Raw genomic sequence first — 15272 nt, forward strand, 5'->3', positions numbered from 1 at the left:
CCTTTATCTCACAAACACATACATATGGTAATTGATAATAGCCAGAAAATAAAGATTGAACAAAAGTTCGAGACAGCTCAAAATTCTTTGGTATTACAACAATCTGACCTTTCACTTCAATCCGTTTCTGATATGGTAGCAAATGAATCAATAGACATAAGTCCAAAATATCAAAGAAGGGAACGATGGAATGATGATAAAGAATCAGAATTAATTGAGTCATTTTTACTCAATATTCCAGTACCTCCTATTTATTTGGCAGAAGATGAATATGGAATCTATTCTGTAATAGATGGGAAACAGCGAATTACTGCGATACATAAATTTCTTTCCGGGAACCTGAAATTGAAGAATTTAAATAAATTTCAAGAACTGGACGGTTTATATTTCTCAGACCTTCCGTTAAAATTGAGTAATGCTTTAAAGATTAGACCCTATTTACGCGTTGTTACACTTTTACGGCAATCAGACCCCGATTTAAAACATGAAGTATTTTTACGGTTAAATAAAGCGGGCGTACCTTTAAATTCTCAAGAAATTAGAAATGTCGCCTATAGAGGAAATTTCAATGATCTACTGTTTGAATTGTCCGAAGAAACATATCTAAAACAACAATTAAAGTCAACGCGTGAAAGCAAAAATTACAAAGAAATGATTGACGTACAATATGTCCTCAGATTCTTTACAATAAGGGAGTATTGGAAAAGCTTTCATGGAAATATGGATAAAGCAATGGATGAGTTCATGGCAAAAAATTATAAAAATGATCCATCGACCGTGGCAGCTCAAAAGAGAATTTTTAAGAATGCGTTGAAATTCTGCGAAACGATATGGGGAAATGAAGGATTTATGAAGCCTGATTCAAATAGACGAATCATGCAAGGTTTTTTCGACATACAAATGGTTTGCTGCACATTTTTAAACGAAGCCCAGTACAAAAAAGCCATGAAAAGCAGTGCAAAAGTTAAATCTGGATTAAAAAATCTTTTAAAAAATGACAAAGATTTCGAAGAATCAGTGTCACAGTTTACGTCAAATGCGAAAAATGTCCAAAAGAGAATTAGCACATTTATAAATGTTTTAAAGCAAATTTAATTTTAATGACTGCAAAAGATGAATTGTTGGAAAGATTGAAGTATATCGACAAAGCATCCTACCTTCCAGAACTAATTGATAATTCAATCCAAGACACTGAACACAATAAAATTGCGAACCTTCTAAGGAAAGGACTAAGCATCGTAGCATTTAATATTTTAGAAGATTTTATCAGAAATCGAACATATGAAGCACTTGATGAACTCTGTAATACGAGTATCCCATTTACCAATTTACCCGACACTCTTCAAGATTCGTCGATAACTAAAGCGTTGTCATCCCTTCAGTTTCAGCAAAAGATCTTAAAAAAAGAAGGTGAAGATTATAAATCAATCATACAAACCGAAACTCTTAAAATTGCATCGACATTAAGCCACCCATTTCAAATTTCAAAATACTCTTTTGTGAATGCCAATTCAAATATTTCAGCTGAAGAAATAAAGGATCTATTAAAAGCATTTGGTGTGTCTGGAGGATGGTCAACACTGCAAAAAATTGGCAACAGTATAGGTGCAGGCATTCCAAATCTAAACTCTGCTTTTTCACTTGCAAGTGAAAGAAGGCATAGCTCTGCACATTCTGCTTCCTTCGGATACAATCTAAATTGGTTGCAAAATTTAAAATACGAGATTATTGGAATTTCATCATCCATAGACATCGTATTAAATGCAAAGTGTCGCCAAGCAAAGAAATTCCCATACAAAAAAATGGACACCTTAAATTTTGAAAAAGAAATCAATATAAGGTTTCTTCAAAAAGAAAGTACACAATATCTATGCAAAACAAACCTAACAAAAAAAACATTTAAGACTTGGACTTCTCTAGAAAAAGCTCTTCAGTTTTACACAAAAAACTATAGATTGAAGAACAAATTATTTTTAATGATTTTAGATGAAAACAAAAGAATAATTGATTGGAAATAGATTAATGCTTCAATTAAAGTATCTGGAAGGTTATATAGTGTATATAGCCAAATAAACTATAGGAAAGATCTATTTATTTATTTAGATATTTAGTGTAAATCGAACAGTTCCAACAAATCATTTCCAACTTAACTACCCGCCTACCAGTAATCGCCATCAGTGGTAATCCGAAGATGCAATCCGTGATTCAAAAATAAGGGTAACGCGATTTTTTCTCATGACTTTTACTTTGGAAGAGCTACATCATATTGTGGGCAGTCTATTGCTAGCTGGAAACCAAGGTACAATCGAGTAAGGCCTGAAAAATAACATTAACTACTCTAGTTTTTGAAACGGCATGCCATCCAAAATATTACAGATCGCCTCAGCGATCTTATAGACATTTCCCTGTCTTTGATTGGATAGAATAATGATGACTCTGTCTATCCCATTTTTATTATCCACATATTCCAGCGCCTGATAATGCACCGCCACGCCGTCATGAACATGCTTTTTGACGGTATCTCCATCTATAACACCACTCCCTAAACCACACTGGTTGCCTTCCTTAAAGGGTGTCAGGATCGTTTTTGTAGACGCCGGGCTGATAAGTCTGAAATGGTTAATGCATTCCGCCCATTTGTAGAAATCCGTCGCATCAAGACAGGTCCAGCCTGAGATAGGCACTTCGAGACCGTCTTGCTTAAAATTATTATCAAAGGATCTTGCTATCAGCGCATCGGTTTGAGTCGGATCAACGATACCGTTTTTAATGCCGGCTTGTTTAAGAATATCCTGCTGAACAAAATCATTAAAGGACTTTCCCGCAACTTTTGCAATGATCATCCTGCGCAAAAAAGTATTGTTGTTATTATAAGCGTATCTGGTGCCCGGTTCAAAATCCAGCGCCTTTACTTTTTTCAGATCTTTCCAGTTATCAGCATCCCCGTGTACCGACCCGTATTGAACTTCCGGCAGGCCGCTGGTATATTGCAGTAAATTCCAGATACTTATTTTTTTTGCCCAGGCCGGCAAATCAGGAAAAAACCTGGACACTTTGTCACTGAGTTGCAGTTTACCCTGTTCCGCAAGCATCATGATACCTACCGCATCAAATTCTTTGGAGATGGATCCGTTATGAAACCGATACGCCATGGTCAAAGTGTCCTTCTGGAGCGCATCGGCATACCCTACAGCCGCCTCAGTTACAATCTTCCCTTTTTCAGCGACCAGAACATTGCCATTGAAAAGACCCGCCTTATGCCCTTCAGACAAATACTCATTAATCAGATCAGCCTTGGATTGGCCAAAAGTAAAAGAGGCGGCAAAAAAAACAAACATCATCGCGACATAAATTCTTCTACAATACATACCATTATTCATTTAAATTGTTATCATAAAGCTCAATCCATTCAGTCAGAAAAACAGAGGCAAATCTCAGATAGTTACCACAAATTACCTACAATTTGGCGTAAGCCGAATACCGTTCATCAAAATTTTGGATCTTAACTTTTTGCCGGCTCGGGAAGTCCGATCTGGATCACATTATTTAACTCCAGCTGGATACGGGCTGCGGCAGCGATTTTCAGCTTATCGACTATCTTAACATAGATCTCCGTGGTTTTCACGGTTTTATGACCCAACATTTTAGAAACGGTATAGATATCCGTCCCTGCGGCCAACTGCAAGGTCGCGTAGGTGTGCCTGAAGCCATGAAAGGTAAAATGTTTTTCAATACCGGCCTGTTTCAACCACTCAGGCAGATGCCTGGTCACATCCTTATATTCAAGATTTGCAAAAACATACGGACTCCGCCCCCTTTCTCCCAAAAGACTATAAGCCTGATCAGAAATGGGCAAAACAACGGCCCCGCTGGTCTTTTCCTGAATAAATTGAATATGATAGAAGCCGGCGGAGCCGATAATTTCTGACCATCGCAAATCCTGAATATCAGAAAACCTGAGTCCTGTCAGGGCAGAAAACAAGGCCGCCCTCTTTACGACCAAAGAATCACAATAGGCATGGGCCATCCGCTGCAATTCTTCCAGAAACAGAAACGGCCGGTGCGTTTCCTTAGATGCAATAGGCTCTACCCTTTCATACAGGTTCACCAATAATAATCCCTTTTTATAGGCTTCTTTTAAGGTCAGTCTGAACCTTGAAAAATAGCTGACAGCGGTATTTACGCCGATATTCCTTTTACTCCTGCCCACAGCGGGACCGGACAGAAGATACTCAGAGAACGCCTCACATAGACCTTCGGTCATCTGTTTAAAGGTCACCTTTTCTCCTGCAAAAGTCTTGAAATACTGTACTGTCATCTTCCAATTGTAATCCCCTTTGCGCTTATCCGCCTGCAGTTGCAGGAAGTCGATAAAATTGGCATTGAACCTCTCTTCAGAAAGAAAATCGAATCGCAGATTCTGAATATCCAGCTGCCGTCTCGCCCGGATATTCTCGGCCAGATTCATAGTTTCCGTATTATGCTCCCTTTCCAGCCGGTTTTTAGCTTTTTTATAGGTAAAGAGTTTCAGGTAATGCTTTCTTTGAATTTTACCGGTTCCTGGATTAATTACTGGGGGCCATATATCCAGAAACAGCGTATATCTTTCGTTACTGATCTCCTTTTTGCGTAGTGTCACCTTGCCCATCGTGTCTGTTCTTTAAATAGTTTTTTATAATCCTGTCCACTGACCTCTTTGGAACATAAACTAATCTCCCATCCTTCAGCTTAGGCACCTTCTTCCTTTTTAGCAGCGTGTACAGGGTTTTCTGACCAATATTAAATTTTGTCTCTACTTCTTTTATGTGATAACAATCTTCCTTTGTGAGCGGCTTTATCTCTTTGGGTCCAGTGGATGGAATAATCACTAATTCCGGCCTCTTAAAGATGTTTTCCATTTCACGTCGATGAATGCGAATCTTCCGTTCAGAAAGATTAATCGCCATTATTTTCCCATTATCGATCATCCGGTAAACCAGTCTTATATGACATCCTATTATTTTCGCCACGTCTTTTACGGTTAAAATGTCGCTGAAATTTAACTGTTCCACCGGCGCCTTCATAACCTTAACCGTTTCATTATTTGACTTGTCAATTTTTTTCTGACGCTGACGTAGTTTATAATTCTTACGGGCACATTGTATCGAACAAAACCTGGTGACAGTCGTCTGTGCGCAAAACGTTTTCTGGCAATGCTGACAAACTCTTTTAATACGAATATTTGTACTCATCGTAAGTGTATTTAAAGGCATTTAAGTATACATAAGTGCATTTAAGGGTATTTATGTGACATGATTTCCCCCCTGCTTTTCTATTCGGCACAAATATAAAATGTGGGGGACAAATAGGGGACAAACATGTCACATATAAGAATAAAAATTAATACAATTCACAAAACGAAGAAAGCCTGTAAAACTTAATTTACAGGCTTTTACTTATTAATATTAATAGTTATTTCTTAATTTTTTGTGTGCATTATTTGCCAATACAAAACTTTCCAAAAATAGTTCCTAAAATGTCACGATCAACTTCAATTTTACCTGTGATCTCTCCCAAGAAATGGAGACACCTTCTAATATCAATTGCAAGTAAATCTCCGGTTACCTGATTTTCCATTCCCATCTGAATATCTTCAAGGCTTTCGGCAATTTTCAAAAGAATTGCATGATGTCTTGCGTTAGTCACAATCGTGTTTTCAGTCTGAAGTTCTTCGCCAACAGCTTTCAAATACATTAACTGTTTTAGATCTTCGATACCTGTTTTCTTTTTAGCAGAAATACAAACAGACTGACCATCAGGATTTTTAACGGACGCTACACTAGCAGCAGTTACTGCATCCATTTTATTAAATACCTTAATCGTTTTCGTTTGGTAAGGCTGCATCCAATCTACATCAACAGGCTCAGAAGTTGTACTATCCACCAAATATAAAATTATATGGGCGTTTTCCGCATTGGATTTACTTCTTTCGATACCCAGGTTCTCAATATGGTCACTGGAATGTTCCCTGATACCCGCTGTATCAATCAGCCTGAACAAAATGCCATTAATATTCAGGGTTTCTTCAATCGTATCTCTGGTCGTGCCTGCAATATCGCTGACAATAGCCCGCTCTTCATTTAAAAGTGCATTTAACAATGTAGATTTCCCAGCATTGGGTCTGCCAATTATAGCCACCCGTACGCCATTTTTAATTACATTGCCCAGCTGAAAAGAATCAATCAGCTTTTGAGTGGCTGACTTTATCTGACTGATCAAATTCATAAATTGGCTCCTATCCGCAAACTCCACATCCTCCTCGGAAAAATCCAATTCGAGCTCTATCAAGGCTGCAAAATGAATTAACTCTTCCCTCAATTTTTGCAAATCTTCGGAAAACCCGCCTCTTAACTGTTTTAAGGCCGTTTGTTGTGCTGCCTTACTATTAGAGGCAATCAAATCGGCTACTGCCTCAGCCTGGGTTAAATCCATTTTTCCGTTAAAAAAAGCACGCTCTGTAAATTCGCCTGGTCTGGCCATTCTGGCCCCTGATGCGACCAATACCTGCAATAACCGTTGTTGGATATAAGCTGAGCCATGGCAGGAAATCTCAATAACATCCTCACCGGTATAAGATCTGGGATTCCTGAATAGAGATATTACCACCTCGTCGATAACCTCATCCTGATATCTGATGACTCCAAAGTGCAGTGTATGCGTTTTCTGGCGGCTTAAATCCTTACCGGCAAATAAAGCGTTCACGATAGCGAAAGTCTCTGGGCCACTGATTCTTATAATACCTAAAGCACCCGCACCTTGTGGCGTAGCAATAGCAACAATCGTATCTAGGAAACTCTCCGGTAAATGACTCATATATAAAATTTATGCAAAAATACAATATATCCCCGGAGAACCTTGTTTTCCATGTAATTACAGCCAATCAGACCGTCAACTACACTAAATCTAAAAAATTCATATTTTTTTGGGATTTAGATACAAGTGAATAGGTATATTGCATACTTATAATCTAGGAAAAATAGGACAACATGATAAAAAAATTAACCAGTCTGGCCGCAATTGCGCTTATCTGCATGGCTGGAGCTAAAGCACAGACCTTCAAAGTCCCCTTAAGCTGGCATATGCTGGATCCCATAAAAGACAGCGGTGTGTATGGTGTGTCAGCAACAAGAAGCTATGATGAGTTACTCAAAGGAAAGACTTCACAAAAGGTCATCGTCGGTGTCGTCGACTCTGGCGCTGATACCTTACAAGAAGACTTGAATGATGTCCTTTGGCATAACCCCAAAGAAATCCCTCATGATAATAAAGACAATGATAAAGACGGATATGTAGATGATTATTATGGCTGGAATTTTCTGGGAGGCAAAAGTGACACCTCTAACGTTACCGATGACACCAGAGAATCTTCCAGATACTATTTTGCTTATAAAACTCAATTCGAAAAATACAAGGATTCCACACAAGTTCCGGCTAAAGACCGGGAGCATTACCGGATCTGGCTTCAGGCCAAAGACATTGAACTGTCGGCAACCGATGCGGCCAAAGAAGCTGCAGCTATTGAAAGAATCTCCAGCCTATTGCCCCAGATCAGCGATTTTAGCAAAGTGCTGCTAAAAGACACTTTTAATCTGGAAGATGTGAAAGCCTATTCCCCAATCGACCGTAAGACCAGTGCAGAAAAGCAGATCTATACGATCCTGCTTGAAAAAGTAGCACCGGGAACAACAAATATCACTTTGCCCGGCAAGCTGAGCCAATTGATGGATAGCCTGAAAACAGCTAATCAGTTACCTCAAACGGCTCCTCCGGCCTATCGCGCGAATGTCGTTAAAGACAACTATAATGACTTCAATGATAAATACTATGGAAACAGCAACATTTCTGCCGGCGATGTGATGCATGGCACCCATGTATCGGGCATCATAGGAGCCGTCAGAAATAACAATCTTGGCATGGACGGTATCGCAGATAATGTAGCCTTGTTAGAAGTCAGAACCGTCCCGGGCGGTGGCGACGAGCATGATAAAGACGTCGCACTGGCCATTATGTATGCCGTTGATCATGGCGCGAAAGTTATCAATATGAGTTTCGGCAAACCGATCTCTCCAAATCGCAACTGGGTGGAAAGTGCCATCCGGTATGCGCAGAAGCATGACGTTTTACTCGTACACGCAGCCGGCAATGACGGAAAAGACATTACAGGAATGCCCAATTACCCTACGCAATATTATGGCCCGAATGACAGTAAAAACTTCGACAACGTCATTACGGTGGGTGCCAGTGGCGCAATGGAAGATGACCTGGTCGCGGAGTTCTCCAATTTCAGTAAAACAGCGGTGGACGTCTTCGCCCCCGGTGTGGAGATCTATTCCACGCTGCCTGGAAAAGACAATTACGGTTCACTAAGCGGGACCAGTATGGCCTCCCCTGTAGTCGCCGGTGTGGCTGCTGTCATTCGCTCCTACTACCCTAAATTAACGGCACCACAGGTCAAACAACTCATCATGGCCTCTGTCACTAAAATTGATTTTCCGGTAATGAATCCGGCAACGGGAGAAGCAACAAAACTAAGTGAACTATGCATTTCCGGAGGCATCGTCAACCTGTACAATGCCCTGAAAATGCTGGAAGACCATCAGTTCCCGCTTAAAGGGACGACAAAATAATTCTTCACCTTTACTACAACAGTAAATGGTAAAAAGGGCCGGTATAGTCTTGATGACTGTAGCCGGCCCTTTTTGTAATGCGGAATTAATAGTAAAATATATGGTGGTTCACTTGTATGTATCTGTCCTACGCTGCACCGGTCCTAGGAGGCCGCAAAGAACACAGGTCGAATAGAAAATATAACAACCCCTGTTGCCATAACCCGATCAATCAGGCCACCTATTCCGCCAGTAAGCCGTCAATCAGTTCATTAAATTCTTTTACGTAATTCGTATAATAAGATCCCGTACCAGGCCCCTGGAAGCCGGTATCGATCTTACGCACCTTACCGGTCTTGTCCAATATAATCGTTGTTGGGAACATTTTGATCGGCGTAAACTGGGGCAATGTTTTTTCGGTCCTTTGCTTATCAGTTACCGTAACCCCTGTTATCAGTACGGGATACTGTATATCATAAGCTTTCTGAAACTTCAGCAGACTCTTTCTGGAACGGTCAAAATCAGTCGTCAATTCATAAGCCAGGCTGATCACCTCTATCCCTTTATCTTTATTAGCATTATAGTATTTACTTAGAAAGGCGGTTTCATCCATACAATTGGGGCACCAGGATCCCATCAGGTCAATTATGACGACTTTATTCTTAAACCGCTTGTCTTTAATGGATACTGGTTTTCCGTCTAAATCCTTAAATGTAAAATCCAGATAGCCAGGTTCGCCTTTTTTAAGATACATAGCTGCCTCGTTAGGTAAGCTGGGCGTATCGGTTTTATAAGCGCTAAATGACTGTTTGCTGGAAGCACCACTATATTGCATACCGGTTAGAGAATCTCCCTTCACCTTCGCTTTAAACAACAGGCTGTGAATTCCGTCAAATCCTGAAAAATACAAAGAGTCACCCGTGACAATGCCCTCCAGATATCTGTCATCTCCATAAGGCGTCAGTACGGAACCTGTAACCCTGGCTCCCTTCTGGTGTAAAGTAGCAATTGCAGGAGAAGTCTCTCCCGACCGGCTCTTAAAGGTTACCTGCCATTTGCCGTCCACACTTTGTTTTGGGATGCCCAGGCTGGGGTCAAAACGAACTGCGTGTTGCGCTGAGGCTGTCAGTGGCAAAACGATTTCCTGACTGGTGGAGGCTCTTTGCCATATCCCGCTCAGGCTATCCTTATTGATAATTCTAAATCTGAAGCCTGATTCAAAAACCGGCATTCCTACGATGAGCGAATCTCCTTTAGCTACCACATCTGGCACGCGCATCTGCTCATCTCCATTCACCACATAGAAAACGAGTTTGCCATCTTCTACCGCGCTACGCAGGTTAAATACGATTCCTTCTCCATCCGGTCTGTGAATTACAGCCCGCCACATAGACTGGTTAATCTGGGCCCCTCCCCAAAAGGAGAGCAACAATAGCATTAATAAGACACTACATTTTTTCATGGATAAATCATTAATTCTCAATCTTCATTCAAATAAGAAAGGCAAAGGCCTGTTCAAATTTTCAGACGAGGTGTTTTTGTTATTACAAGGCAAAGGTAACGTAGATCCATTAAAATTTTAAATTTTAGTCTATAATATTTGTAGACTAAAATTCTCACCCTATCTTTGCCTCCGGTTAAAACCGATACAAGTATACAAAATGGCAAACGACAAAGAAAAAGGCGCACCGGCATTTATGAAGATCACTACATCCTATTATTGTAGCTGAGCTGCGCCTGATATTACGATAGAATTTCTACGTTTCTTTCCCTCATTTCTATTCGGAGCAAGGAACAAATCTTCTAAAATACAATGTAAACTACAGATCGTTGTATGACGCGCCAATGACAATTCCAACACTGAGAATTGTTATTGGAGTCCGCTATATCATACATAGCGGCCATTAACCGTATCTGTCGTTTACAGGCATCTCTTTATATCAAATACATCAATTCAAATTATCCAAATCTCAAACAAAATGAAACATCGTTACCTATTATCGTTGTTACTCTGGGTAAGCTTCTCAGCACTGCATGCACAGACGCCGGCAGTAAAGGGAACTGTCCACTCAGATACCGGCACCCCCCTGTCCGGGGTAAGCATCCGCATCGTGGGCGGCAAAGCAACTTTAAGCTCCAACCTGGGCAATTTCACGCTTACAGCCAACGCCGGTGATACACTAAACTTTTCCTACATCGGCTACGAGCCTGCACAAATAGTTGTTGGTGACCCTAGCACTCCGATTGACATAGCCTTACATCAATCTTCCAGTGAACTCAGTGAAGTCGTTGTCACAGCCCTGGGTATCTCAAAAGAGAAAAAATCACTTGGTTATTCAGTGCAAGAGCTAAAAACAGAACAGCTCAATACAACGCAGACCCCGAACTTAGTCAATAACCTTTCGGGGAAGATAGCGGGTGTCAGAGTCACTAATTCTCAGGGAGACATGGGCTCTTCCAGGATTGTGATTCGTGGAGAAACATCTATTGCGGGAAACAATCAGCCCTTATTTGTCATAGATGGCGTTCCTGTTGACAACTCCCAACTGGGTGCCGGCGGTTCAAGAGACTATGCCAATGCAATCGCTGATCTGAATTCTGAAGACATTGAATCAATGAGTGTTCTAAAAGGGCCCAATGCAGCAGCCCTTTATGGCAGCCGTGCAGCACATGGTGTCATCATCATTAAAACCAAATCAGGCAAAAAGAAAAAAGGACTCGGCATTAGCTTTAATTCTAACAATACTTTCAGCAGTTTGCTTGTGCTTCCTGAATATCAGAATGTATTTGGGCAAGGAGGTAACGGACAGTTCAGTTACGTCGATGGCAACGGCGGCGGCCTAAATGATAACGTGGATGAAAGCTGGGGCCCCAGAATGGAAGGCCAGTTAATTCCCCAGTTCGGCTCAAATGGAGAAGCGGTCCCTTTTGTTGCACATCCAGACAATGTCAAAAGCTTCTTTAAAACTGGGTTTTCTACATCCAACAGTATTTCCATCGCCGATGCGGGCGACAAATACAGTTATAGAGTCGGGTTCAATGACGGGCATCAGACAGGTGTTATTCCCAATTCAAAACTCAATAAAAGAAATATCTCTTTAAACAGCAGATTCAAGATTACCGATAAACTCAGCCTTTCGGCCATGGCCAACTACCTGATTTCAGATGCACCCAACCTGCCGGGCATTGGTGGCAAGAGGGCCAGCAGCACAATGTTACAGTTTACCTGGTTCGGCAGACAAGTGGATATGCAATCACTGAAAGACAGCTATTTTTCTACCGGCAGCCCCGACAACTGGAACAACGCCTATTATCCGAATCCTTACTTCGGTGCCTATGAAAATACCGTTCAGCAAAGAAGAGACCGTCTGATTGGCGACGTCGGACTGACCTACGATATTGCTCCAGGTTTAACCGCTCATTTTCACAGCGGTACAGATTATTACAATGACCGGAGAAAGCTAAAAATTGCCTATGGCACCAGTGGCACCCCATTTGGATCTTATGAAGAAATTGGTTACACCGTTAATGAAAACAATACAGAAGGTACACTTAATTTTGATACAAAACTCAATAGTGACTTCTCACTGAATATTCTGGCCGGCGGTAATATCCGTAACAAAACCTATGAAGAGAATGATCAAAAGGCACCAAGACTGGCCGTTGGCGGCGTGTATACCCTGGATAATTCCAGAGATCCGTTAATATCCAATAACTACTACAGTCATTTAAAAGTCTATAGCCTTTACGGGTCCGCCCAGTTGGGTTATAAGAACTATGCTTTTATCAATGTAACGGCCAGAAATGACTGGTCTTCTACCCTGCCTGAAAATAATCTTTCCTATTTCTATCCGTCTGTAAACGGTACGGTCGTATTCACAGATTTATTCAATATTAAAAGTGATGTACTGAGCTATGGCAAGGTGCGCGGTGGCTGGGCAGAAGTGGGCGCTGATACAGATCCCTATCAACTCTACAACACCTATGGGTTCTCCCTGTTTGGTTCCAGTCCGCTGTTGACAACTTCAGGCATCCAGATGAATGAAAAGTTCCAGAGTGAATCCACCACTTCAACTGAACTGGGTCTGGATCTGGGCTTCTTCCACAGCAGAGCTACATTGGATATCAGTTTATATAATACCAACAGCTTTAACCAGATCCTAAAAGTAGATATCACGCCTACTTCAGGCTATACGCAACAGTTATTAAATGCAGGCAAGATCAATAACAAAGGCCTGGAAGTGGCCCTGGGTGTTACGCCTATAAAAAACGAGGACCTAAGCTGGAACTTCTCTGTAAATTTCGCGCGGAACAAAAGCGAAGTAAAGTACCTGGATGATGCCGGGCAACTGGAGAACTATACATTAGGCAGTGATGGAACGGTACAGGTAGTCGCAGCTGTAGGCAAAACCTATGGCACCCTTATTGGAACGGCCTATCAGCGCGATAACAAAGGTAATATACTGGTTGGCTCCAATGGCCTGCCCCAAACCGACCCCACACTGCAAGACCTGGGGCACTTTACACCCGACTGGAACGGAGGATTCTACAATAATTTAAAATATAAAAACTGGGGGCTAAGTTTTTTAATTGACGCCAGTATCGGCGGCTCCATATATTCTGGCAGTAACTCTACGGGACAATACACGGGGGTACTTGCTTCCACACTCCCTGGAAGAGGCGCGGAATTCGGCGGGCTCAATTATTACTATCCGAACAACGATAAAAACAAATTGCCGGTGGCTGCCTCAGGGAGCGCACCCAATGGTGAGAAAATATACGATGATGGCATAATTGCGCCGGGCGTAACCGGTGACGGAAAGGCCAATGAGCAGATCATACCGGCTTCCTTATACTACAAGACCATTTCCTCAGTGGATGAGCAGTATGTATATGATGCCAGTTATGTCAAATTCAGAGAACTGCGTATCAGCTACCAATTACCGGGCGCCTGGTTGTCCCGTATAGGTGTTCAGGGTGCCAGCGTTGCACTGGTAGGCCGCAATCTTTTCTTTATTTATAAAAAAGCCCCCAATATTGATCCGGAAACTGCCTTTTCTACGGGCAACGGACAAGGTCTGGAAGATCTTACACTGCCCACTTCCAGAAATTATGGCATCAACTTAAGTGTTCAATTCTAAAAGTTCCAATCATGAAATATTCACTCAATAAATTTCTATTTCGCTCAGGTGCATTACTTATAAGCGGTGTGCTGATCCTGGGCATCAGCTCCTGCAAAAAAGAACTTGTTCGTATCAATAAAAACCCCAATGCAGTAGAAAATCCGACACCCGACTATCTTTTAGGCGGCGCAGAAAAAAGCGCTGCAGACGCCTATTGGGGAGCGACCGCCAACTTCGGATCCAGCCAGCTGATTATTCAGCAATGGGCGGCGATTCAATATACGGATGCGGACCGGTATATTTATGACGCCAGCAGTTTCTCTTCTTTTTGGACAGCGTTATACTCCGTTTCACTGACCAACATTAAAGTGATGATGAAACTGGCCGAAGAGGCTGGAAATAATAACTATATCGGTGTCGGCCATATACTCAGAGCCTGGAATTTTCAACTGCTGACAGATGCATATGGCAATGTCCCCTACAAAGAATCCGGAAAAATTGAATCGTCTTCCCTGGCAGCCTATGACAGCCAGCAAGAGGTTTATACCGGTATACTTAGTGAATTGGATACAGCTTTAGTACAACTCGATCCTAATGGCACACCTATTGAGGGTGATTTGATCTACGATGGCAATATTGCTAACTGGAGAAGATTTGCCCGGAGCCTGCAGTTGCGCATCGCACTCAGAATCGCAGACGCAGACCCGTCGCTGGCAAAAGCTACAGTTCAAAAAGTACTGAACAGTAAAGAATTGATCAGTTCCAACGCTCAGACAGCGCAGTTCGTCTACGATGAATCTCCGAACTGGAACCCCGTCGCCAGCAATTTTTCTACACGTAATGATTACAGAATTTCCAAGACAGTTGTAGACCGGTTATATGCACTCAAGGATCCGAGGCTGCCCGTGTATGCCAGACTTCCCGAAAATGATAAGATTACCAAATATGTAGGTGTTCCCAACGGCTTAACGACCTCAGACGCCAACAGCCTGGGACTGGCCAACACCTCTAAACCCGGCACATATTTTTCAGCAGATAATGCACCGGCAGTTATCCAGGCATACAGTGAAGTACTCTTCTTAAGAGCAGAAGCCGCAGCAAGGGGCTTCAGTTCCGAAAACCCGGCTACGCTATACAATGAAGCCATCACCGCCTCCCTGAAGCAATACGGCATCACTGACGCAGCAGTGATTGGAGCCTACCTTGCTCAGGCCTCCGTTAAATATGACGCCTCCAATTACAAGAAATCCATTGGAGACCAAAAATGGATCGCACTATTCGGAGAAGGGCTGGAAGCCTTTGCCGAATGGCGCAGACTGGATTATCCAACGCTCCAGGCAGCTGTTGCAGGCAAATACGGAGATAAAATTCCGGTACGCTTTATTTATCCCTCAACAGAGCAGACATTAAATGGCAAGGCCTATAAGGCGGCAGTGGCAGCCCAGGGTACTGATGACTTGTTTACCAAACTCTGGTTTGATAAACATTAGTTTTTAACCTGCTA

The 15272-nt window shown here is 42.0% G+C and carries 10 protein-coding genes; 5 read left to right on the top strand and 5 right to left on the bottom strand.

What is annotated here, in order from left to right; all coding sequences use genetic code 11:
• Positions 1 to 24 precede the first annotated feature (24 nt).
• Both K9M52_RS01710 and K9M52_RS01715 read left to right on the top strand, forming a co-directional pair.
• Positions 25 to 1095 carry a DUF262 domain-containing protein gene (locus K9M52_RS01710; protein ID WP_224070342.1) on the top strand — a complete coding sequence of 357 codons (1071 nt, stop codon included), beginning with the start codon at positions 25 to 27 and terminating at the stop codon, positions 1093 to 1095.
• 5 nt (positions 1096 to 1100) lie between these two features.
• Entirely contained in the window at positions 1101 to 2018 is a 918-nt protein-coding gene (locus K9M52_RS01715; protein WP_224070343.1) for a HEPN domain-containing protein, read from the top strand.
• A gap of 315 nt (positions 2019 to 2333) precedes the next feature.
• Here K9M52_RS01715 and K9M52_RS01720 read toward each other — a convergent pair whose 3' ends face one another.
• The 4 genes from K9M52_RS01720 to mnmE form a co-directional block, all read right to left on the bottom strand.
• Positions 2334 to 3368 carry a serine hydrolase domain-containing protein gene (locus tag K9M52_RS01720; RefSeq protein WP_224070344.1) on the bottom strand — a complete coding sequence of 345 codons (1035 nt, stop codon included), beginning with the start codon at positions 3366 to 3368 and terminating at the stop codon, positions 2334 to 2336.
• Positions 3369 to 3502: 134 nt separating this feature from the next.
• Positions 3503 to 4648 carry a site-specific integrase gene (locus K9M52_RS01725; RefSeq protein ID WP_224070345.1) on the bottom strand — a complete coding sequence of 382 codons (1146 nt, stop codon included), beginning with the start codon at positions 4646 to 4648 and terminating at the stop codon, positions 3503 to 3505.
• Positions 4611 to 5231, bottom strand: coding sequence for a helix-turn-helix domain-containing protein (locus tag K9M52_RS01730; protein ID WP_224070346.1), 621 nt, complete (start codon positions 5229 to 5231; stop codon positions 4611 to 4613). Before K9M52_RS01730 ends, K9M52_RS01725 begins: the two co-directional genes overlap by 38 nt.
• A gap of 244 nt (positions 5232 to 5475) precedes the next feature.
• A complete protein-coding gene (gene mnmE, locus K9M52_RS01735) occupies positions 5476 to 6852 on the bottom strand; it encodes a tRNA uridine-5-carboxymethylaminomethyl(34) synthesis GTPase MnmE (RefSeq protein ID WP_224070347.1) in 1377 nt (458 codons plus the stop codon).
• A gap of 173 nt (positions 6853 to 7025) precedes the next feature.
• On the opposite strand from mnmE, the gene K9M52_RS01740 reads away from it, so the two are divergent.
• The gene (locus tag K9M52_RS01740) at positions 7026 to 8666 is read left to right on the top strand and encodes a S8 family serine peptidase (protein WP_224070348.1); all 1641 of its coding nucleotides are present in this window, start codon (positions 7026 to 7028) and stop codon (positions 8664 to 8666) included.
• Positions 8667 to 8886: 220 nt separating this feature from the next.
• Here the strand turns inward: K9M52_RS01740 and K9M52_RS01745 are convergent, their stop codons facing one another.
• Positions 8887 to 10107 carry a peroxiredoxin family protein gene (locus K9M52_RS01745; RefSeq protein ID WP_224070349.1) on the bottom strand — a complete coding sequence of 407 codons (1221 nt, stop codon included), beginning with the start codon at positions 10105 to 10107 and terminating at the stop codon, positions 8887 to 8889.
• Between the two features lie 517 nt (positions 10108 to 10624).
• On the opposite strand from K9M52_RS01745, the gene K9M52_RS01750 reads away from it, so the two are divergent.
• Positions 10625 to 13786, top strand: coding sequence for a SusC/RagA family TonB-linked outer membrane protein (locus K9M52_RS01750; protein ID WP_224070350.1), 3162 nt, complete (start codon positions 10625 to 10627; stop codon positions 13784 to 13786).
• An 11-nt stretch (positions 13787 to 13797) separates the two neighbouring features.
• Positions 13798 to 15258, top strand: a complete 1461-nt coding sequence (locus K9M52_RS01755) for a SusD/RagB family nutrient-binding outer membrane lipoprotein (protein ID WP_224070351.1) — start codon at positions 13798 to 13800, stop codon at positions 15256 to 15258.
• The last annotated feature ends 14 nt before the right edge of the window (positions 15259 to 15272 follow it).

Origin of the sequence: Arachidicoccus terrestris (assembly GCF_020042345.1) — a bacterium.
In the GTDB taxonomy this organism is placed as follows: Bacteria; Bacteroidota; Bacteroidia; order Chitinophagales; family Chitinophagaceae; genus Arachidicoccus; species Arachidicoccus terrestris.